This is a genomic window from Telmatospirillum siberiense, assembly GCF_002845745.1.
Taxonomy (GTDB): domain Bacteria; phylum Pseudomonadota; class Alphaproteobacteria; order Rhodospirillales; family Magnetospirillaceae; genus Telmatospirillum; species Telmatospirillum siberiense.
This window is the reverse complement of the sequence record NZ_PIUM01000006.1, coordinates 135617-157459: the sequence shown is the minus strand read 5'-3', so window position 1 is coordinate 157459 and position 21843 is coordinate 135617. Positions and strand designations below refer to the sequence as shown.

General features: G+C 61.4%; 19 protein-coding genes. 10 read left to right on the top strand and 9 right to left on the bottom strand.

Annotated elements, in window-relative coordinates; translation table 11 throughout:
• Positions 1-7 precede the first annotated feature (7 nt).
• Positions 8-499, bottom strand: coding sequence for an invasion associated locus B family protein (locus CWS72_RS08195; RefSeq protein ID WP_101250092.1), 492 nt, complete (start codon positions 497-499; stop codon positions 8-10).
• A gap of 302 nt (positions 500-801) precedes the next feature.
• Between CWS72_RS08195 and CWS72_RS08190 the strand changes: the two genes are divergently transcribed.
• From CWS72_RS08190 to CWS72_RS08175, 4 genes are all read left to right on the top strand, one after another.
• Positions 802-1620, top strand: coding sequence for a hypothetical protein (locus CWS72_RS08190; protein WP_101250091.1), 819 nt, complete (start codon positions 802-804; stop codon positions 1618-1620).
• 477 nt (positions 1621-2097) lie between these two features.
• Positions 2098-2553 (top strand): (2Fe-2S)-binding protein, encoded by a 456-nt coding sequence (locus tag CWS72_RS08185; protein WP_101250090.1) that lies wholly within the window; start codon positions 2098-2100, stop codon positions 2551-2553.
• Positions 2554-2575: 22 nt separating this feature from the next.
• Positions 2576-4741: a xanthine dehydrogenase family protein molybdopterin-binding subunit gene (locus CWS72_RS08180; RefSeq protein ID WP_101250089.1), complete on the top strand. Its 2166-nt coding sequence runs from the start codon at positions 2576-2578 to the stop codon at positions 4739-4741.
• Positions 4738-6090 carry a cytochrome c gene (locus tag CWS72_RS08175; RefSeq protein ID WP_199175584.1) on the top strand — a complete coding sequence of 451 codons (1353 nt, stop codon included), beginning with the start codon at positions 4738-4740 and terminating at the stop codon, positions 6088-6090. Before CWS72_RS08180 ends, CWS72_RS08175 begins: the two co-directional genes overlap by 4 nt.
• Positions 6091-6148: 58 nt before the next feature.
• Here CWS72_RS08175 and CWS72_RS08170 read toward each other — a convergent pair whose 3' ends face one another.
• From CWS72_RS08170 to CWS72_RS08160, 3 genes are all read right to left on the bottom strand, one after another.
• Positions 6149-6943 carry a TOBE domain-containing protein gene (locus tag CWS72_RS08170; RefSeq protein WP_101250148.1) on the bottom strand — a complete coding sequence of 265 codons (795 nt, stop codon included), beginning with the start codon at positions 6941-6943 and terminating at the stop codon, positions 6149-6151.
• A 139-nt stretch (positions 6944-7082) separates the two neighbouring features.
• Positions 7083-7289 (bottom strand): TOBE domain-containing protein, encoded by a 207-nt coding sequence (locus tag CWS72_RS08165; protein ID WP_101250147.1) that lies wholly within the window; start codon positions 7287-7289, stop codon positions 7083-7085.
• A gap of 229 nt (positions 7290-7518) precedes the next feature.
• Positions 7519-8394 carry a DMT family transporter gene (locus CWS72_RS08160; RefSeq protein WP_101250088.1) on the bottom strand — a complete coding sequence of 292 codons (876 nt, stop codon included), beginning with the start codon at positions 8392-8394 and terminating at the stop codon, positions 7519-7521.
• Between the two features lie 227 nt (positions 8395-8621).
• Here CWS72_RS08160 and fldA point away from each other — a divergent pair, with 227 nt between their 5' ends.
• Both fldA and CWS72_RS08150 read left to right on the top strand, forming a co-directional pair.
• The gene (fldA, locus tag CWS72_RS08155; protein ID WP_101250087.1) at positions 8622-9107 is read left to right on the top strand and encodes a flavodoxin FldA; all 486 of its coding nucleotides are present in this window, start codon (positions 8622-8624) and stop codon (positions 9105-9107) included.
• Positions 9086-9463 (top strand): DUF2023 family protein, encoded by a 378-nt coding sequence (locus tag CWS72_RS08150; protein WP_199175583.1) that lies wholly within the window; start codon positions 9086-9088, stop codon positions 9461-9463. Before fldA ends, CWS72_RS08150 begins: the two co-directional genes overlap by 22 nt.
• A 36-nt stretch (positions 9464-9499) precedes the next feature.
• Here the strand turns inward: CWS72_RS08150 and CWS72_RS08145 are convergent, their stop codons facing one another.
• The 4 genes from CWS72_RS08145 to CWS72_RS08130 all read right to left on the bottom strand — a co-directional run bounded on the left by CWS72_RS08145 (position 9500) and on the right by CWS72_RS08130 (position 14840).
• Positions 9500-10726, bottom strand: coding sequence for a hypothetical protein (locus CWS72_RS08145; protein WP_146002677.1), 1227 nt, complete (start codon positions 10724-10726; stop codon positions 9500-9502).
• A 201-nt stretch (positions 10727-10927) separates the two neighbouring features.
• Positions 10928-12301 carry an L-serine ammonia-lyase gene (locus CWS72_RS08140; protein ID WP_101250084.1) on the bottom strand — a complete coding sequence of 458 codons (1374 nt, stop codon included), beginning with the start codon at positions 12299-12301 and terminating at the stop codon, positions 10928-10930.
• 38 nt (positions 12302-12339) lie between these two features.
• Positions 12340-13497: a M20 aminoacylase family protein gene (locus tag CWS72_RS08135; RefSeq protein WP_101250083.1), complete on the bottom strand. Its 1158-nt coding sequence runs from the start codon at positions 13495-13497 to the stop codon at positions 12340-12342.
• 14 nt (positions 13498-13511) lie between these two features.
• Positions 13512-14840, bottom strand: a complete 1329-nt coding sequence (locus tag CWS72_RS08130) for a DUF3100 domain-containing protein (protein WP_101250082.1) — start codon at positions 14838-14840, stop codon at positions 13512-13514.
• 157 nt (positions 14841-14997) lie between these two features.
• On the opposite strand from CWS72_RS08130, the gene CWS72_RS08125 reads away from it, so the two are divergent.
• Positions 14998-15912, top strand: a complete 915-nt coding sequence (locus CWS72_RS08125; RefSeq protein ID WP_101250081.1) for a LysR family transcriptional regulator — start codon at positions 14998-15000, stop codon at positions 15910-15912.
• A 536-nt stretch (positions 15913-16448) separates the two neighbouring features.
• On the opposite strand, the gene CWS72_RS08120 is transcribed toward CWS72_RS08125, so the two are convergent.
• Complete coding sequence (locus CWS72_RS08120) at positions 16449-17372, bottom strand: LysR substrate-binding domain-containing protein (RefSeq protein WP_199175582.1); 924 nt, start codon at positions 17370-17372, stop codon at positions 16449-16451.
• A gap of 105 nt (positions 17373-17477) precedes the next feature.
• On the opposite strand from CWS72_RS08120, the gene CWS72_RS08115 reads away from it, so the two are divergent.
• Genes CWS72_RS08115 through CWS72_RS08105 form a run of 3 tightly spaced genes read left to right on the top strand, consistent with a single transcriptional unit; the run spans position 17478 to position 21815 of the window.
• On the top strand, positions 17478-18797 hold the full coding sequence (locus CWS72_RS08115; RefSeq protein ID WP_101250080.1) for a D-serine ammonia-lyase: 1320 nt from the start codon (positions 17478-17480) through the stop codon (positions 18795-18797).
• 52 nt (positions 18798-18849) lie between these two features.
• On the top strand, positions 18850-20082 hold the full coding sequence (locus CWS72_RS08110) for an MFS transporter (RefSeq protein WP_101250079.1): 1233 nt from the start codon (positions 18850-18852) through the stop codon (positions 20080-20082).
• 47 nt (positions 20083-20129) lie between these two features.
• A complete protein-coding gene (locus CWS72_RS08105; protein ID WP_101250078.1) occupies positions 20130-21815 on the top strand; it encodes a methyl-accepting chemotaxis protein in 1686 nt (561 codons plus the stop codon).
• The last annotated feature ends 28 nt before the right edge of the window (positions 21816-21843 follow it).

Sequence of the window (21843 nt, the reverse complement as noted above, 5' to 3'; positions counted from 1 at the left end):
TTTCTACCTAGTTCGATTTGGAAAGGGACTGCAAGGCGGCGGACAAGCCTTCCAGCTTGATCGGAATGTCCATGCCTTTCTTTTCCGATACATTGTAGTGCAGTACCAGCTTTTTTCCCGTCGAGAATTTGGCCATGGCGGTTTTGTCCAATACCGCCATGGCCTCGCAGCCTTCCGCGCCGCAACGCTCGAACGGCAGGAGGATCGGTTTCGAATCGTCAACGCTGAGACTGAAGCCCTGCGGCAGCATGACGCCCAAGGGGGCGGTCAGCGACATCCCGGTCTGGTCGGATTTGTCCGTCGGGAAGAAACGGATATGGGCGAGCACGGAGTTTTGCGGCATGGCCACGGCGAACTGCTCGATGACGCAGGACTGTTTGCCGTTCGCGTCCTTGTTGCAGGTCTTGTTCCAAAGAGGGGCCGGCGCATCCGCGGCCCCGGCGGAAGAGGCGGCACAAAAAAGGCCAGCCAACACAGCAATGGTGAATGATGATTTCATCGTGCAATCACAGCCATAACGTAAACACCTGATGCAATTAATAATTCATTGGTTGCGATGCGCAACCCGAAAATGATTAATCGGCAGCAGCGGGATAGCAAGAAGACAATATAAAAATAATCCTCAAAACCCCTAATTCAGCCATGACATTCCGACGAGTCCTTCCAAAACGGCAAATTGTGACAATCTGTTTCAGATTCTTCGTCGCCTGTTACAAATAAACAACAAATTAGAAATCCCCCTGATATCAACGGGAAGAAAGATGATGCCTACTGAAAAGTGTTGGTATGGAGCCCTCTCGAATGTCGGTCGAGCAAGTCGTCTTGGACAAGAAGCTGATCTTTACGGTAACAGCCGGACGAACGGGGACTTCCTACCTGACCAAATTGCTCGAAGCCGTTCCGACGGTCAGTGCCCATCATGAGCCCAAGCCGAATTACGTCGATGTCTTGCGTCGGGTCCAGAGCAATCCCTACATGGCCTACGACTTCCTTTTCAAACAGAAGATACCGGCCATCCGGGAATGTCCCGGCGAGGTCTATGCCGAGACATCGCATCTGATTTGCAAGGGCTTCATCGAGCCGATGATCCGCATGGGCCTGCGTCCGGCCCTGATCATACTGCGCCGTCCGCCCCGGGAAGTGGCCTGGAGTTATATCCTCCGCGATTGCGTCCCCGCCTGGTCGACGCTCGGCATCGCCTATCTGCTGGATCCGCGCGATCCCGGCGTAATGCCTCTTCTCCGCTGGGAAACGGCCAGCGCATACCAGCTTTGTTTCTGGTACGCGCTGGAGATGGAGCGCCGTCAACGCCACTATGCCAAACTGGCCGAAGATCTCGGACTGCCGGTCTTCGACGTCACCAACCGGGAACTGAACGACTGGCTTATTTTCTCCGAGATGCTTGATACGCTGGACCTGCCGATCACCGACAAGATCAGGCGGGCGCACGCGGCCATCAGCAAGAAACACCACAACCAGAATCCGAAACAGATGGATCTACCCATCGATGACTCCCTGGCCACGCAAGAAGAAGATATCTGGGACGCGGTCAGCCATTACGAACCCTTCCTGCGTGATCACGTCACCCACCGTTACGCAACGTTGTCCCAGGCCGCCTGACGCCACTCAAGGCCGAAACCCTCAATTTCCGGGGCTACAGGGTTTCGGGAATGGGATCAGTCTTGCCGTCAACGAACGAAAATTGCGGGATACACCCTCCCCCTGAACCAGGCGCGCATCGTCGCCCAGCACCTTTTTCCAGTCGTGCCTTCCTCGTCAGAAGGACGCCGACGCTGCCGGTGGTGGCGACAATGCGAACCGCCATGCCGCCGCCCTCAACCGTACGGACGGTTTTCCAGCCCATTGTATATAGCTAACAAATAGTGCGACTTTTCCTCCGATCGCAGAGAAGAGCATCTGGATGCCATGCATAAAAACTGAGCGCTCCTGCAATTAATTGTCCGCGCTCCGGGCATTATTTCAATTTCAAGCCCACCCATTCGGGAATCGCGGAAATCCGCAAAATAGCAACCATTGATCTTATCTTGACGTCACCCCACATCGACTAATTGTGATGTTTCCGGATAGGTACTCCCCATGATCAATCTGCGAATCAATGGCGACATGAGAGCGGTCGACGTTCCCGGAGATATGCCGCTGTTATGGGTTCTCCGCGATATCCTGGGCCTGACGGGCACTAAATTCGGATGCGGCATCGCGCAATGCGGCGCCTGCACCGTACATCTCGACGGTATTCCCGTCCGATCGTGCCTGCTGCCGGTCGGCACGATCGGAGAACGGGCGATCACGACGATCGAAGGCATCGCGGAAACGCCCAATGGCGCCAAAATCCAGAAAGCCTGGCTTGATCTCGAAGTGATCCAATGCGGCTACTGCCAATCGGGACAAATCATGTCGGCCACCGCATTGCTGAATGTCACCCCAAACCCCGACGACGCCGACATCGATGCGGCGATGGCGGGAAACATCTGCCGTTGCGGAACCTACGTACGGATCCGTGAAGCCATCAAACAGGCGGCCAAATCGGTTTGAACAGGCGACCCGGAGTTAGAACATGTTCGACGCGACAGCAACGCGAGCAGGCCCGACAAGACGCACCTTCCTGAAGGCCGGAGCCGCCGTCGGCGGGGCTTTCCTACTGGGGTTTCACCTGCCTTCGGCGATGGCCGCAAATGCGGAGACGACCGTTTTCGCGCCCAATGCCTTCATCCGCATCGATCGTCAGGGCAAAGTCACGTTGATCATGCCGCAAGTGGAAATGGGGCAGGGCATCTACACCACCGTCGCCATGATCCTGGCCGAGGAACTCGACGCCGCCTTCGATCAGGTCGTGCTGGAAGCGGCTCCGCCGAACGACGCGCTTTACGCCAATCCGACATTTCGTATCCAGGTCACCGGCAATTCCAATTCGGTCCGGGCCTTCTGGCTGCCCCTCCGCAAGGCCGGAGCCGCCGCCCGCGCCCTGCTGGTGGAAGCCTCGGCGCGGATTTGGCAGGTCGATCCGGCGACATGCCGGACCGACAGCGGCGAAGTGTTCCACGACGCTAGCGGACGCAAGGCCTCCTACGCCGCGTTGGTGGAACATACGGCGGGCTTGACGGCGCCGGCTGATCCGCCCTTGAAGTCGACGGCGAATTTCAAGCTCATCGGCCAATCGCTCAAGCGGCTGGACACCCCCGACAAGGTCAATGGCAAGGTGATTTACGGTATCGACGCCATGCCGCCGGGCGTGACATTCGCCACGCTGGCCGCCTGCCCGGTATTCGGCGGCAAAGTCGGCCATGTCGACGACAGCAAGGCCAAAAGCCTTCCTGGCGTCCGCCAGATCGTCGTGCTGGACGATCTGGTTGCCGTGGTCGGAGATCACATGTGGGCGGCCAGGCAAGGCCTGGAAGCGCTCAAGATCACCTGGGTCGAAGGGCCGAACGCCGCCGTCTCGTCGGACGACGTCTGGAAACAGCTCCGCGCCGCCAGCGAAAAGGAAGGTGTCACGGCCCGATCCGTGGGCGATGCGACCGGCGCCCTGAGCAAGGGCGAATTGATCGAGGCCGCCTATGAGTTACCCTTCCTCGCCCATGCGACGATGGAACCGATGAACTGCACCGTTCATCTCACCGCCGATTCCTGCGAGATATGGGTCGGTTCGCAGGTATTGTCGCGGGCACAGGCCGTGGCGGCCAAGATCACCGGGCTGCCCCTTGAAAAGATCACGGTGCACAATCTCCTGATCGGCGGCGGATTCGGCCGTCGCCTGGAGGTGGATCACATCGACAAGGCCGTGCGCATCGCCCAGCAGGTTGCCGCGCCGGTCAAGGTCGTCTGGACCCGCGAGGAGGACATTCGGCACGACGTCTACCGGCCGGTCTATCGGGACCGGCTTTCCGCGACCCTGTCGGGCGGGCGGATCGTCGGCTGGAAGCATCGCATCACCGGGTCATCGATCATCGCCCGCTGGTTGCCGCCGGCATTCCAGAAGGGCATCGACATCGACGCCATCGATAGCGCGGCCGACATTCCCTACGACATTCCCAATCTGTCCGTGGACTATGTGCGCGACGAACCGCCCGCGATGCCCACCGGCTTCTGGCGGGGCGTCGGCCCCAACAACAATGTCTTCGCCATCGAAAGCTTCATGGACGAATTGGCCAGGAAAGCCGGCAAGGATCCTGTCGCCTTCCGCCGCGACATGCTGGGAAAGGCACCACGCTTGCAGGCGGTGCTCGATCTGGCGGCGGCCAAGGCGGGATGGGGCAATCCGCTGCCGCCTCGCATGGGCCGCGGCATCGCGCTGCAAACCTCCTTCGGCAGCTATATCGCCACGGTGGCCGAAGCCGAGGTGGATGAGGCCGGCGAAATCCGGGTCCGCCGGATCGTTTCAGCGGTGGATACCGGCATCGTCGTCAACCCCGATACGGTGGTGGCGCAGGTGCAGGGCGGCCTGATCTTCGGACTGACGGCCGCGCTGTACGGTGAAATCACCATCGACAGGGGCCGGGTCCAGCAAAGCAACTTTCATGATTACCGGATGCTGCGCATCGATCAGACGCCGGCCATCGAAGTGCATCTCATCAAAAGCGGAGAGGCCCCCGGCGGCATCGGCGAAACAGGCACCACCGCCGCGCCGCCGGCTCTGGGCAACGCGATCTTTGCCGCGACCGGCGTACGCTTGCGACGCCTGCCGATCGATCGCAGTCTTCTGGCCGGAAGGAAAGTGGGATGACCTTATCCTCCAACGGAATGCTCATCCGAACCGGCATCCTCGCCGTCATCGTCATCGTGGTCGTCGCTTTCTTCTGGTTTGTGGTCGGCCCCGGTCCGCTGGATTTCGCGGGCGGCAAAACCGTCGCGATTGCCGCCTACAGCGGAGCAAATCCCACCGGCGTTCCCGTCGAATTCGCAAAAGACGATCTCGTCACGCGCGGCCGGTATCTGACCCAGGCCGCCGACTGCCAAGCCTGTCATACCACGGAGGGAGGCCTGCCTTTCGCCGGCGGGCGGGCATTCAAGACACCCTTCGGCACACTCTATTCCCCCAACATCACCCCGGATCGGGAAACCGGGATCGGCACCTGGACCGACGCGGACCTGCTGCAGGCCATCCATCAAGGGATCAGCCGAGACGGTACGCGTCTCTATCCGGCCTTTCCCTATGCCGCCTATACCTATCTCGCCGATGCCGATGTCCTGGCGATCAAGGCCTATCTGTTCAGCCTGCCGGCAGTCCATAACGCGCCGCCGGCCAACAGCCTCGCCTTCCCCTACAATCAACGCTGGCTGATGGCCATCTGGTCGTTTCTGTACAATCCCGACCAGCGTTTCCAGCCGAACGCGGAGCGCAGCCCCGAATGGAATCGCGGCGCCTATCTCGCCGAGGCGCTGGGGCATTGCGGGGACTGCCACACGCCGCGCAATCGCCTGCAGGCATTGGACAATCACCGGAAATTCGCAGGCACGGTCGTCCAAGGATGGCGGGCCTACAACATCACGGGAGATCAAGACACGGGCGTCGGCGCCTGGAATAATGCCGAACTGACCAGCTATTTATCGACCGGCCATGCCACCGGCCGGGGCACGGCGTCGGGGCCGATGGCCGAAGCGGTCGATTTGAGCCTCGCCCATCTGAGCGCGACGGATCACGCGGCCATTGTCGCCTATCTGCGCAGCGTCCCGGCCATTCCATCGCCCGATCTCCCGGCCCCCAAGGCGGAACCGGCGCCAGCCGCCCCGAAACTTGGGACACCGGCGGGCATCGATTCGCGAGGCCAGAAACTTTTCGCGGGCGCCTGCGCGGGGTGCCACGATTGGACCGGCGTAAGCCCGCTCAGCCCCTTGGCAACTTTGACCGGCGGGCGTGCGGTGAATGATCCCAGCGCCGCCAATGTGGCACAGATCATCCTTTTGGGGGCCCTGCGGCAGACGATACAAGGCGTCTCGATCATGCCGGCGTTCGGCAGCGCCTACTCCGACGTCGAAATCGCCGCCCTCGCCAATTACGTCGTCGCCCGTTTCGGAGCCAAGCCGTCGGCGATCACCGCTGAGGAGATCGCCGAGCTTCGCCGGATGCAATGAGCGTGAGGATTTTGTTGATTCGACAATTTATCAACACGCCCTTGGCTCCCCTCTTCAGTCAGTCCACCGCCAGGATGACGTGGGATGCCTTGAACAGGGCGCAGGCGCGGTCGCCCACCGTCAGCGGCAACTCCTCGGCGCTGTCCTTGGTGATGACGGCGGTCAAGGTCTTGCCGTTGCCGATATCGAGAATGATCTCGCTGTTGACGCCGCCGTCGATGCGTTCGATCACCGTTCCCCAGATCAGATTGCGTGCCGAAACGCGAGGCAACACATCGCCGCGCGCCAGCATGACGAAGGATGACTTGACCAGGGCCACCGCCTCGCGGCCCGGCGCCAGGCCCAATTCCTGAGCCCCGTCCTTGGTGACCACGGCGACGATGGTGTTCTCGTCGGAAACCTTCAACGTCACCTCGACATTGACCGGTGCCCAGCGGATGTCGGTCACTTGGCAGCGAAAGGCGTTGCGGGCACTGGTTTTCATGGCGACGCTCCAGAACAGAAGATCGGTGTGCTCATCCAACCCATCCTCGGCGATGGCCTGCGATATGCGGGAAAGCTTTTCCTCGAGTCGCCGGAAGGCCGCGATCAACCGACGTCCATCCTCGGTGAGTTCGGCTCCGCCGCCGCCACGACCGCCGGCCTGGGCGATCAGCGCCGGACGCGGCAGCAGATTGTTGATGGCGTTGATGCCGTCCCACACCGCCTTGTAGCTGAATCCCAGCGCCCTGGCCGCCTGGGTGATGCTGCCATGGGTGGCGACGGCCTCCAGCATGGCGATCCTGTCCCGCCCGATAGGACCTTGCCCCTTGCCCCGCAAAGCCAGCAGAGCCTCGATTTTTCCGTCGACCATCGCCTCGCCCACGTTGTGTAAGTCTCTTATATAGCGTGAGCATCGAAGCCTGCGAAGGTCAATCGAAAACCGCGCGTATCCGAAGAGCCCCGGTCCATGGCCGGGGCTTTATCACGACGATAAGGACCTGGGACGAAAGTCACTTGCCGATGATGACGTCGGACGACTTGATGATCGCGGTCACTTGGTCGCCGACCTTGAGCGCAAGCTCATCTGCGGCTTCATTGGTGATCGACGAGGTGATGAGATCACCACCGCCGGTGGCCACCTTGAGAGTGGTGGTGACGGTCCCCCGATGAAGGCTTTCGACCTTCCCCTTCAGGGCATTGCGGGCGCTGAGCTTCATGACGCACTCCTTTTGGGCGGTTAAGCGTCTTGGCAAGTCGATCCTGTCGCGGGACATCCGTCCCTCCGGAACCGGCCAAGAATGCGCGGCGCCTCCTGCCGCGTCAATCGCAGTGAAAAGCTTACGCTTTTGATTGACGACACGCTCAAACGGTCGAGCCCGTCGGGAATGCCCATGGTATCGGTGAAGTCCCGGATCTCCACCTCAAGGCGGCGGGAGGAGGAACCGCTCAGAAGGCCCTCATCCCTCGCCACGGCAGATGGTGCAACACCAACGCCAGGAAAATAAGCCCACAGCCGGCCAATTGAATACCGCCGATCGCGGTGCCCAGACAGATGAGGGCAAGCAGGGCCGTCCATACGGGCTCCAGGTTCATGATCAGCGCGGTATGGCTGATCGGCGCGGTTTTCTGGCCGCGAACCAGCAGGAAGAATCGCAAGGACGTGCTGATCAGCACGCTGGCCAGGAACCAGCCGACGGCCTCCATCCCCACCGTCGTGGGCCAGCTTTCGCGCGCCGCCGACGTGGCCAGGCTCAACAGTCCCACCACCATCAATTGGATGGCGGCCAAAGGCATCACCGGAATGCGGGAAGCGTAGCGGTTGTTCAAGTTGAGATAGAGGGAGTTGGTCACCGCCGTCCCCAGGAAATAGAGATCCGCCAGGGAAAAGCCGATGCCGTCCTTCAGCGACAGGCAGGCCAATCCGGCGGTGGCCACCCCGACGGCCAACCAGGTCGCGCGGCTGACCGGAATGCGAAACAGCACCCGACCGAACAGGGGCGCCACGATATTGCCCAAGGCGCAGATGAAGGCGCCGACCCCCAGATTGTCGGAAACCAGCAACCCCGCCACCCAGAACATCATGGACGCACACATGGCGATCCCGGTCAGTACCGACCGTCGAAGGTCGCGCCGTCCGAGCGAAAGCAGCGGACGGAATCCGAAGCAAGCCAGGATGAGTCCCCCCAGCAGGAAACGCGCCCCCATGAAGAACATGGTGGGCAGACTCTGCAGGGCGTAAAGCGAGAAAAACCATCCCGCGGCGGCCAGTATGGTGACAAGGACAAGCAAGCCGTCGGCTTGCAAACGGCGATCGGAAGGCATCGGTTTCCCTGGGAAGACGCATTAAGAAAACGAGGGGGTGCCCCCCTTGGGCCTAATGGTTTACTCCCAAACCATCCCCTTTTTCAAAGCCGATCCTCGGCTCCATCGGTATTGATAATAATTCGCAACATCGATATGCTCGGTGGGACCGGGCGGCTGAGATCGGGCGGCTTTTCCGCGCCGTTCCGTTACCGGCGCCCTTATTCGTCTTGCGAGAGAGTCCGGCGATGAAGATCAGCGTGATTTACGGTACCGACACAGGCACCACCCGAACGGTGGCGAAGACAATCGCCAGGAAGTTGCCGAAGGCTTCGCTCCGCCATATCACCGACGCCAGCCGCGAGGATTTCGAAAGCAGCGAATTTCTGATCCTGGGTTCGCCCACCTACTGCCTCGGCGAACTGCCGGACGATTGGACGAAGGCTCTTCCTCTGCTTTCCGCCGTCGACATGACGGCCAAGAGGGTCGCCCTGTTCGGAACCGGCGATCAATTGAACTATCCGGATTCCTTCGTCGACGCCATGGGCATTCTCTACGACGCGGTGACGGCACATGGTGCCGACGTCACCGGACCGACGGAGGCCATCGGCTACCAATTCAACAAATCGGAGGCTCTGCGGAACGGCAAATTCGTCGGACTGGCTCTCGACCTGGACAACCAAGCGAACAAAACCGAGGCACGCATCGAATCATGGATTCAGCAAATCATCTGACCGGTTCCAGGATGCAGATCCTGGTCAACAGCATCTACGAACTGAACAAGGGCGTCCGCCATCTCTTCCTGCTGACCGCCGGCAGGACCGACCTTCCAAGGATCAGGAACAGACTGGAAGTCGAAGGCGTGGATTATTTCGTCCAGGACATCAACACGACCAAATGCAATGTCTTCTTCGGCAAGGCCGCCCTGGTGCGGACGGCCCGCCATATCGCCGGAAAGCCGCTCAATCAGATGTCGCCGGAAGAGGACTTCATGCTGGGAACCCTGCTCAGCTATGACAAGGAACGCCAATGCGAGCGCTACCTTTCCATGATCGAAGCCGGACCCCGAATGCGCATGGCGGCGGGATGAGATGCCGGGCGGCGAGGTCCCTCCCGCGAGTGCCCTTCAGGAAACGGTACGATCCATCGAATCGGCGGAATCGGTAAAACCGGCTGATTTGACCAACGGAAAAGGCCGGCGGCGATTGGTCCGTGAGGTTCCCTTCTCCGCTTCCGGAAAAAGAACCCAAATCCCCATGGCCAGGAACGGTATCGATTCAAGCAGCACGCGCGTTTCGGAGATGACGCCGAACACAAGGATCGAGACGACCGAGGCGACCTGGACAAGAGCCAATGAAAAATACCGACGGAAATCTCGCACAGACAAAATAAACGATAGACATAGAATGCAAATCATAAGGCATGGAATAAGCATATTGAAATAAAAATTGATATTTTCGAAAAAATTCTTAATAAAATTAACATTCATCACAAAATTGTTTTGAAAATTCCGCCCTGCCATCTCCGGCATATTGAACAGCGCGGGACCGACCTCTTTCACAAGAAGCAAGTCGCGCAGCATGTTCAACAAGACAAGCCCACTGCCGAAGCAAACAAGCCCCGCGACGAGCATCGCCCATTGCGGGCGGGCGCGATCCAGCACCGCCTTGACCAAAGGATCGGCAATCATCCACAGCGCGATGTAAAGACCGCTCTCCCTATTGAATATCGCCACCGAGAACAACACGGCGAACCAGCGCCAGTCTTTCCCGGTCAGAACAAAATAGGTGAACAGCGTGAATAGAATGATGCTGGCATGATCCCACGCATAAAGCCACGGAGGGGCCAGCAACAAACAAAACAGCAGATGGAACAGGAAAAAGGCCCCCCAGGCCGCCCGGCGCCCGAAACACCGGTCGGTCAGGCTCAGCATCAACCAACCCGCCAGGGCGGTCATGGCAATGACGAAAAAGATGTGCGCCAGGGGGAATCCACCGGTCAGGATGGAAAGCCCCTTGATGATCCAGGGGCTGAGGACGCGACTTTGAAAAACCCGCCAATGAGGTTGGCCCTGCACCACGCCCAGGGCCGCATCGATGGAATTCCTGTATGCCGCCCCCAGGATCAACAGGATCATGCGAAATTGCGCAAAGGCGAACAGCAGCGAGACAATCACCCAGCGAACATTTGGCACCCAGCGAACATTTGGCACCCAGCGAACATTTGGCACCCAGCGAACATTTGGCACCCAGCGAACATTTGGCACCCAGCGAACATTTGTCGTGGGAAGCCGATCCGCAATCCGAAAATTCCTGACCAAAACCGAAGCCTTCCCGATGCCGATGTTGCGCATGCCGCGACCTTCATGCTGAAGTCCTGGAGAATAGCAGGGAGGCTTCCCGGACGGACGCTTAAGCCCGAGCGGCGCTTGAGCGGAGCGGAGGCGTCATATGAAAGCTAAGGCTTTGGAGCGATTGTTTCGCCCCAAAGCCTTAGCAAAAATCCATCAGGATCGGTACAAAAAACGGCCGTTCAGTAAAACATCGAGCCGACCTCAGCAGTCGACGAAATTCACCGCCAATCCCCCCAGCGACGTCTCCTTGTACTTGGATTGCATGTCGGCGCCGGTCTGGCGCATGGTGGTGATGACATTGTCCAACGAAACCCGGTGGCTGCCGTCGCCATGCAACGCCAGGGAGGCGGCAGCGATCGCCTTGAGGGCGCCGAAGGCGTTCCGCTCGATGCAGGGGATCTGCACAAGCCCCCCCACCGGATCGCAGGTCAGGCCGAGATTGTGCTCCATGCCGATTTCGGCGGCATTCTCGATCTGTTCGTTGCTGCCCCCCAACGCCGCGGCGAGACCGGCCGCGGCCATCGCGCAGGCGACGCCGACCTCGCCCTGACAGCCCACCTCGGCGCCGGAAATCGAGGCGTTCATCTTGAACAGCCCGCCGATGGCGGCGGCGGTAAACAGAAAAAGACGCAATCCTTCGGCCGTCGCCTCGCGGCGGTGGTCGCGATAATAACGCAACACCGCCGGGATCACCCCCGCCGCGCCGTTGGTCGGCGCGGTGACGACCCGGCCGCCGGCCGCGTTTTCCTCGTTGACCGCCATGGCATAGACGCTGACCAGATCCATGATTTCGTGCGCCGCCGGATCGTTCGCCGTGCCGCCGGAACGCAGCCGGCCGTAGATCGCCTTGGCCCGCCGTTGAACCTTGAGTCCGCCGGGCAGCGGGCCATCCATGGACAAGCCGCGTTCGATACAGTCGAACATGACCTCCAGAACGCGCTCGACATGCCCTTCCACCTCGGCCGGGGGCCGTGCCGCCGCCTCGTTGGCGCGCATCAGGGCGGCGATAGAGAGCCCGGTCTCCTTCCCGCGGGCAAGCAATTCGTCCGCCGAGGAGAAGGGATGGATATCGCCATGCGCCTGCGCCCCGGCGCCGCCGTCCGGATCGTCCTCGCGCAGGATGAAGCCTCCGCCGATCGAGCACCAGGACTCCTCCATCAGAACGCTCCCCCCGGCATCGCGAGCCAGAAAGCGCAGCGTGTTGGGATGGCGTTTCGGCGGGGTGAGCGTATCGAACAGCAAGTCGCGCTCGGGATCGAAACCGACCGATCGCCGCCCGGCTAATCGAAGCGCCTTCGAATGCCGGACTTCGGCGACGATGACATCGGCCTGATCGGGCTCGACGCTCGCCGGCTTTTCGCCGGAGAGGCCCAGAATAACGGCCTTGTCCACCGCATGCCCGCGCCCGGTGAAAGCCAGGGATCCGTAAAGCGTCGTCTCGATGGCGGCGACCCTTTCCAGCACCCCGCGACTTGCCAATCCCTCGGCGAAGGCCGCGGCGGCCTTCATCGGGCCGACGGTATGCGACGAGGAAGGACCGAGGCCCACCTTGAACATTTCAAAAACGCTGATCATGCCTTATCCGTGATTGGGCCGATGGAACGGCCTGAACATTAGCCCGGCAACACCCGTTCGACCAGACGAACCCAGAAGGCGGCACCGGTGGCCAGGGCGCCATCGTTGAAATCGTAGATCGGGTTGTGCAGCGCCGCCCGGTGGCCGTCGTCTCCCACGCCCATGAAGATATAAGCCCCCGGAAGACGTTGCAGCATATAGCCGAAATCCTCCGAGGCCATCGAAGGTGGACAATCGGTCGTCACCGAGGACCGTCCCACCACCTCCTCGGCGGCCCGGGCCGCCTTGTCGGCCGAGGCCGAAGCATTGATCGTCGCCGGATAGCGGTGTTCGTAGACGACGTCGGCCACCGCGCCATGGGCGGCGGCGATCGATTGGCTGAGCCCCCTCAGGAGCCCCTCGATGTCGCGCTGCACCTCGGGCGACATGCAACGGACAGTACCACGCAGAACCACGCTGTCGGGGATGACGTTCCAGGTATCGCCACCGTGAATCTGCGTAACGCTGAGCACGGCCTTTTCCAAAGGGCTGACCCGGCGGCTGACGACGGTTTGCAAGCCGAGGACGATCTGCGCCGCGACGACGATCGGATCGATCCCGGTTTCCGGCATGGCGCCATGGCAGCCGCGCCCCGTCACGGTGATTTCGAAGGTGTCGAACGCCGCCATCATGGTCGAGCCGTTGATGGCGAATGACCCCAAGGGCAAGGCCGGCCAATTATGCAGGCCGAAAATCTCCGAACAGGGGAACAGATCGAACAGGCCATCCTCGATCATCCGCCGCCCGCCCCCCTCGTTCTCCTCGGCCGGCTGGAAAATGACGTGGATGGTGCCCTGGAAATTCCGCCGCCGGGCAAGCTGCCGGGCGGCGCCCAGCAGCATGACCGTATGGCCGTCATGCCCACAGGCATGCATTTTTCCGGCGATCCGCGAGGCATAGGGCAAGTCCCCCTTCTCCTCGATGAACAGGGCGTCCATGTCGGCCCTGAGGCCGATCACCGGACCGGAGCCGGTGCTCAAGGTCCCGACCACGCCGGTCTGACCGAGGCCCCGATGGACCGCGTAACCGTCCGCCGCCAGTTGCGCCGCGACCAGATCCCCCGTCCGGATTTCGGTGAAGGCGGTTTCGGGATGGGCATGCAGATCATGCCGCCACCCGGTCATCATTTTCAGGATATCGTCGTCCAGAACCGTCATCGTCCCCCCTCGCCTCAATGCCGGAAAAACTGGGCGATCAGCGTCGCGCCGATGAAAGTGCCGGCATTGGCCAGGAACGAGGTGACGATGATCGGCCAGCCGAGACGGCGGAACGCCGGAAGATCCTTGGCGACCGAAAGCCCCGCATAGGCAAGGATGGGCGTAATCAGGGCGAGCGGGCTGATCTTGCCGGTCCAGCTTGAGATTTCAGTGGCGTAAGGCATGCCCGGATAGGTCAGCACCATGCCGACGATCGAAACCCAGCAGACGATCGGCGCGAAGGTGAGCCCCAGGCGGAAGATGGCGAAACCAACCATGGTGGTGGCGAAAATGATCGCCATGCCCGGCAAGGCGTCGCCCACCGCCGTATGAAAACCGATATTGTTGCCGATCAGCGCGATGACCGCCGTGACGAACCAGGCGATCACCCACTCCGTCAGGCTGAAGGCCTTATGCGGATTGGAACCGACGGCCTGGCCGTCCAGTCCGCCGGTGGTGGCCCGTTCCCGTAGGCCGATCCTGCCCAGGACCGGCATCAGCACGCCATAGGCCCAGATGGTGAAGGGCAGCGACAGGAAAAGCGTGAAATAGGTACCGACCGTCGTCGTCAGGAGATTGGCCGCTCCGGCGAAAACGGCAACCTCCTTGGCGACTTCCGGAGACTGTTGCGCGGCGATGGCGCCCGAGGCGGCGGCCATCATGCTGCCCGAACCGACGCCGGCGCCCATCGCCAGGGCGATGGGATCGAAAATATTGAGGCTGGCGATGAAACCGGCCAGAAGCCCGATGAAGACGGCGCCGAAGACCGTGCCGGTGAGATATTCAGCCAGGACGCCCCGGCCTTCCGCCGAGTCGAGGCCATATTTCTCGCTGATGATGGCGAGGCTGGGCTCCCGTCCCACGGAGAAGGTGGCGCCGATAGCCTCGCGTCGGATTCCTAAAAGCAGCGCGACCGGCAAGCCGAAGACCATGGTGCCGAAGAAATGCCCGAACTCCTGGAAGATCAATGACCAGCCGGAGGCCACGACCGACGGCAGGGATCCCCCGACCAGCAGGCCGAGCTTGGCGATCAGCAGGAACAAGGCCGGCTGGAGGAGACTGGCCCCATACCACTGGGTCTCGGGACCGGCCCCCACCGGAGCCGGCAGGAAACGGGAAAAGACGCTGAACAGCCCCCCGAGAAGCACGGACCAGACCAGGGGCATCAGCAGGATCTTGCCCGGCCCGACCTGGAAGCCGATGGTGCCGATGCTCTCGGCGATCACCACGATGAGAAAACACAGAAGATACAGCCTGATCTTGCTTGGCAGCAAAGATCCTTGCCCGGCGTTTTGTCCGTCCATCACGAAGCCCCCTGTCGCCATACCGGCCCAGCCCCGAAGACGCCGGACCACGAAGGAAGCGACTGTGGCACAGGCCCGCCCATCACAGACATACGCTTGGATCTTTTTTTCCGTTGCCTATGATGCAACGCTCGAATGAAATCCGGGAGCGGTCCCCATGGACGAACTGCGCATCGCCTATCTGTTCGAAACCACCAAGGCCGGCAGTATCCGCGGCGCCGCCGAACGGCTGCAAGTCAATGCTTCCACCATCAGCCGGCAAATCTCCCTTCTGGAAAAGGACCTGGGCATCCCCCTCCTGGAGAGACTTCCCCGAGGCATCCGCGCGACCGAGGCCGGACGCATGCTGGTCGACTACTATGCCGATCAAAAGGTCGCCCGCGACGATGTCGTCGCGAAAATCCATGAATTGAACGCCCTGACGCGTGGGACCGTCCAACTCGTCATTGGCGAAGGGTTCATCGGCGATCTTCTGTCCGGGCCGCTGCAGGAATTCTGTAGAAGCCATCCGGGGCTGTCCCTGTCCGTCGACGTCATGGCGACGGACGGCATCATCCGGGCGATCACCGAGGACGAGGCGCAGATCGGCCTGGTGTTCAATCCACCCTTCGACGAGCGGCTGAACACCACCGCGCGGATCAGCCGGTCCATTTGCGCCATTGTGCCCGTCGGCCATTCCGTGGCCAAGCTCGGCCACGAACCGACGCTGGCCGAGTTGCTGCCTTATCCGCTGGCCTGTTTGAGTTCGTCGTTCGGGGTGCAAAAACTGATCGACGACGCCACGCAACGGGACCGCGTCCATCTGCACTCGTCAATCCGCACCAACTCCTTCACCCTGCTGCGCAAATTCGTCGTCTCGGGGCTGGGCATCGCCCTGATGCCGGGCTTCGTCGCCGCCGAGGAACTGGCGGATGGCCTGGTCGAGGCGGTACCCATCGCCAACGACATCCTCAAAGCCGCTGAAATCCACATCGTCACCCGGCACGGCCGGCAATTGCCGCCATCGGCCCTGCGCCTGCTGGGCCATCTCAAATTGCATCTCAAGGCGTTCTACGCCACGGCGAATGCCTGACAACCTTATATGGGCTGCCCTGAGGACCTGACGCGAAATAATCGCGTCAGGTCCTCAGGTTATAAATGACGCCCGCGCCTCCGGCTTGGGCGGGCTCAAGCGCCGCTCGGGCTGTAGAATTTGATATGGCGCCTCCGCTCCGCTGTCGGCAGGCGAGAGGCGCCACTCGGGCTAAGGCCTGTGGACATTCGGCAATTGGCCGGATGTCGTTCATCCTCTTGATCGTTTCGGTACGCTCCGGCTTTTGATGAACCACCAAGACACCAAGGCACCAAGGCGCCTTTCGGATCCGCCAGCGGCAGCCAATCTGCGCCGCAGGCATTCGCCCGCCAGCCGATGACAGGACGGGAAAAGGCCAGTGGCACACTCCGCCACCTTGGTGACTTGGTGCCTTGGTGGTTCAAAATATCAGGGGGGTTCCTTTCATGCCATTGAGGAACCAGAGGCAAAGAGAGAAGCCTTAAGCCTCCCCATCAAGGGACAGGACCATGATGAATGTCCACAGCTCCTAAAGGAGCCTATTCCGTCCCAGGCCCTTACCCGAACGAATCCGCCATCGCCGCCTGCAACCAGGCGATGAAGGCGCTGGCGGCGGCGCCGGGCGACAGGTCTTGCGTCATGATGAAATAGCGCAAGTTGCTCAGGGGCTCCTGATCGACGGCGGGCACCAGGCGCCCGGTCTCCAATAGCGGCTTGACGACCAGCGAGCGGCCGAGCGCCACCCCCATTCCGCCGACAGCCGACCGATAGGCGAGCTGGGCGAGATTGAAAAACTGGTTCTGGCTCGGCCGCCCCCAGGGCGTACCATGCCTGTCCGTCCAGAAACGCCACTCGTCGGTGGGAGACGCGCAAGGCAGCCATGGCTCGGTATCGTGCAGGAGAACCACCGGCCGCGCGCTTCCCGCGGCCTCGCCCTCCGCCCGATAGGCCGCCGAACAAACCGGAAAGACCCGTTCGGGATGATCGAAGGCGACCACGCTTCCCTTCGGCGGCTCGGGCCCGTAACGGATGGCGATATCGATGCCCTCGGAGACCATCCGCGCCCGGTCGAGGTTATGCATTTCGCCGAATATCGCGACATCGAGGCCCGGATGATCGGCGAGAAACGGCTCAAGCCTGGGTACCAGCCACTCCAGCGCCAGGGATGGAACGCAACTGACCCGCAGCGCGCCGGAGGCGGATGTCGCGTGAAGCTGAAGCAGGGCCGCCGCCATCCCCTCGAATCCGGCGCGCGTCGCCTCGTAAAGCGCCTGACCGGCGCTGGTAAGCTGCAGACCGCGCTTGGCCTTATGGAACAGCGTCACCTCGAGACGCAGCTCAAGACGTTGAATACGCTGGGTAACGGCGCTTTGGGTCACCGCCAGGATGTCGCCCGCGCGGCTGAAGCTCCCCGTTTCCGCCGCAACCCGGAAAAACCAGAGATCGCTGGCCAGACGCGCATCCAATTGCCTGATCATCATCGAACTATAAGCTCAGCTAATACATGCCGCCAGAGCATATAATTCGTCGGTCGCCCAAAAAAAAGGCACTGTTGATTTATTCAGCAATCTGACCGGCGGATACCGATGACCAAGCCTCTCTCCGATTACGACTCACGCGCCTCCAACACCATTCCAGCCGCCGTCGGACAGGGGGTTCCTGTCGTCTGGATGAACCCCCGCTATCGGAATACCGCCGAGATCCTTCCCACCCTGCCCTTTTCGATCGTCGACGTGGAGAACACCGAGAAACGCTGGCGATGCTTCGATCCCCTTCTGGCACGGCTGTTCGCCGAACTGGAAACCGGCCGCATCGATTCTCCCCTGCTGTCGCTGGACCCGTCCAGCCGGCGACGCATCGCCGGCAACGACGACGGCGCCGTTCTGGTGAAGGCGGATCACGCATTGCCCATCACCGGATGCATCAAAGCCCGGGGAGGCGTTTACGAAGTTCTGGCATATGCCGAGACGGTCGCCCTGGAGGCCGGCCTGCTCTCCCCCGGTGAAAACTACGCATGCCTCGCCGAGCCGGGGGTCCGGGAGCTCTTTGCCAAACACTCCATCGCGGTGGGCAGCACCGGCAATCTCGGATTCAGCGTTGGGGTAATGGGACGGGCCCTGGGCTTCAAGGTCGAAGTCCATATGTCGCACGATGCCAAGGATTGGAAGAAGCGGCGTCTGCGCGATATCGGCGCGACGGTCGTCGAACATCCCGGAGATTACGGAAGCGCCGTCGCCGCGGCCCGGGCATCCTTCCTGGACAAGAGCTGCGCGCATTTCATCGATGACGAGGATTCCATCGCCTTGTTTCTCGGCTACGCGGCCGCCGCCTACGATCTTGAGCGTCAACTCGCCGCCTTGCGGATTCCCGTCGACAGCGCCCATCCGCTTTACGTCTACCTGCCTTGCGGCGTGGGAGGCGCGCCGGGGGGCGTCACCTTCGGTTTGAAATTGCTTTTCGGCGATGTCGTCCATCCGGTGTTCGTCGAACCGGTCGCCTCGCCCTGCATGCTGGCGCAACTCGCCACCGGCATCGACCGGTCGGTCAGCGTCTACGACATCGGATTGGACAACCACACCGCCGCGGACGGCTTGGCCGTTGCCCGCGCCTCCATGCTGGTGGCGCGCACCGTCGGCGAACTGGTGGAAGCCGTCGTCACCGTCCCCGACGATGAGCTTTTCCTGTGGCTTGGCGATCTTTGGCGGGAATCGAACCTGCGCCTGGAACCATCGGCGGCCTCGGGATTCGCCGCCGCCCAACGGTTTTGCGCGGCCACCCCGGGGCTCGGCGGCAATGACCGGGCGACCCACGTGATCTGGACGACGGGAGGAGCTTTGCTCCCCGAAGCCGAATTTCAGGAAGCACTGTCACGCGCCAGAGCATTAGCCAAAGCAGCCGATCGATAAAGATAATGCTGGAATATCAAGAAAACCACGGGCCATTTGTTCAGGACGAAACATGATGAATAGCAGCGTTCCTAAAAATAAGAACATCAACGTTCTTGGACTTGCCCTTTTATACATCGCATATTGCATGTCCTATACGGACAGATTTGCGATGTCCCTCTCCCTTACCCATGTGGGTAAGGAATTCAGCCTGAATCCGACGGAGCTCGGCCTCGTCCTGAGTGCTTTCTATATCGGCTACTCGCTCATGCAATTGCCCGGCGGCTGGCTGGCCGACCGGTTCGGCTCCAAGTTCGTGGTCATCACGACGATCGGGGCATGGTCGATCTTTACCGTCTTCACCGGCTTCGCCTGGTCCTTCGTCTCCCTGATCGCCATCCGCTTCATCTTCGGTATCGCCGAAGGGGGCTTCCCTGCCTCGGCCGTCAAGGCGGTATCGGAAACATTCAGTGGTGAAATGCGCCCCAAGATGACGGCGCTCCTCATCTCATCGAATTACGTCGGCAGCATGATCGCCCCCTTGATCATGGCTCCGCTCATCATCTATTTCGGGTGGCGTCACGCCTTCACCGCCATCGGCGGCGCCGGACTGCTCTTCGCGCTGGCCTATTACTTCGCCGTTCCCTACGAAAAGCCCGGAGCCGACGGGTCACGGGATTCGAAACCACAAGACTGGACGAGCCTGCGGGAACTTCTGCGAAACCCGCTGCTCTACCAGCTTCTCATCACCTGGTTCTGCCTAAGCTGCGTCAACAAAGGGCTGGATGCCTGGATGCCGGCCTATCTGCTGCAGGCGCGCGGGCTCAACCTGAAAGCGGTGGGCCTTCTCACCCCCCTGCCCTTCGTCATGGCGAGCATCTCGACCGGCCTGGGCGGCTGGATCATGATCAGGTTCTTCGATGGACGAGAAAAGTATCTGATGACGGTCAGTTGCATCTTGACTGGAGTTTTCTTGTATATGATGTACACTGCCTCGACGGTTGCTGGGGTAATCACTTACCAATCCATTCTCTATTTCTTCAAGTCTTTCGTCTTCGCCACCGCCTTTTCTCTGCCGGCCAAATTGTTGAAGGACAATCAGGTCGGAACAGGCATCGGTATGGTCAATCTCGGCGGACAGGTCGCCGGCTTCGTCGCTCCCTTTGTCATGGGCGTGCTGGTCAGCGAATTCGGAACCTACGACGCGGCCTTCCAGTTCCTGCTCGGCGCCACCGTCATCGCGACCCTCGTGTCCTTGACCATCCGGACGCGCCCCGCGTCCCGGACCGCCGTGCAGAGCGCGTGAAACCTCCCTTCGAACCGACCGACCGATCTTTCGGAGCCCCAATCATCATGTTCAAACGTTTCGGAATATCGCTGAAGCTGATTTCGCTGGTGTTCGGCGGTGTGGCGGGAATCGCCGCCCTGGCCGCCTTTGCACTCTATTTCATGCATCAGGCGATGCTCGACGACCGGGTGGACAAGGTGAAGAACCTGGTGGAAACCGCGGTCACCGTGGCGAAGAGCTATCATGACCGGGCCCAGGCCGGCGAGTTCGACCAGGCCACCGCGCAAAAACTGGCCAAGGAACAGATCCGGGCCATGCGATACGGCAAGGGCGAATATTTCACGATCTTCAATCGGAAGGGCATCGCCGTCATGCACGCCCTTCTTCCCAAGACCGAAGGGTTGGACAGGACCGACAACCAGGACGCGACCGGCATTCCGATCGTCCGGCGCTACATCGAAATGGTGCAGGGCAAGGGTGGCGGCGCGCTCTTCTACATGTTCCCCCGGCCGGGGGAGAAGGTGCCCGTTCCCAAGGTATCCTATGCCCTGGGGTTCGAGCCGTGGGAGTGGATCGTCGCGACCGGCATCTATATCGATGACGTGGACGCGGAGTTCACCCTGGTCGCCACGCGTTTCGCCATCATCATCGGGATCATGGCGATCATCCTGGTAACCGGCGGCCTGCTCATCTCCCGCAACGTCACCGGCCCCCTGCGGCGTCTGGTCGCGGTGACCGAGCGCCTGATCCATCATGACTTCTCCGTCGAGGTCAGCGAAACCGGACGTCACGACGAGATCGGCGTCCTGGGTCGCGCCATCGACGTCTTACGAACGGAAGCCGGCCAGGCCGACGAATTGCGCAAGGCGCAGGAACGGGAAAGGGACCGGAACGAACAGGAGAAGCGGCGCCTGATGGAGGAACTGGCCGATCATTTCGACGCCAGCGTCAAAGGCGTGGTCCAGACGGTGGCATCGGCCTCCACCCAGTTGCAGGGAACCGCGCAATCCCTGTCATCGGTGGCGGAACGGGCCAGCCATCAGGCGGCGATCGTCTCGGAGGCGTCCGGCAAGGCCAGCGGCAATGTGCAAACGGTGGCCTCGGCGGCCGAGGAGCTCACCTCCTCGATCCGCGAGATCGGCCGACAGGTCAATGCGGCGGCCGATGTTTCTGGAAACGCCGTGATCCAGGCGGAAAAAACCAATCAGATCGTCACCGGCCTGGCCGGTTCGGCCGATCTTATCGGCAATGTGGTCAAACTGATCAACGGCATCGCCGGACAGACCAACCTGCTGGCCCTGAACGCCACCATCGAGGCGGCACGGGCCGGCGAGGCCGGAAAAGGTTTCGCCGTCGTCGCCGGCGAGGTCAAGTCGCTGGCCAATCAGACGGCGAAAGCCACCGAGGAGATCTCGCAGCACATCACCGGCGTGCAGACGGCCACGGCGGAAGCGGTGACGGCCATCCAGGCGATCACCACGACGATTTCGGAAATCAGCCAGATCTCGTCGGCGATCGCCTCGGCGGTCGAGGAACAGGGAGCCGCGACCCAGGAGATCGCACGCAATATCGAACAGGCGGCAGTCGGCACCGAGGAGGTGTCGCGCAACATCGCCGGGGTCACCGAAGCGGCCACGGAGGCCGGACAGGGGGCGGGCCATGTCCTGTCGGCCTCGACCGAATTGTCCAAGCAGTCGGACAAGCTGCGGGCCGAGGTCGAACAGTTCGTCGCCCGCGTCCGAACCGCTTGAAAGGTGTACGAGGCTTAAGAATCACCCC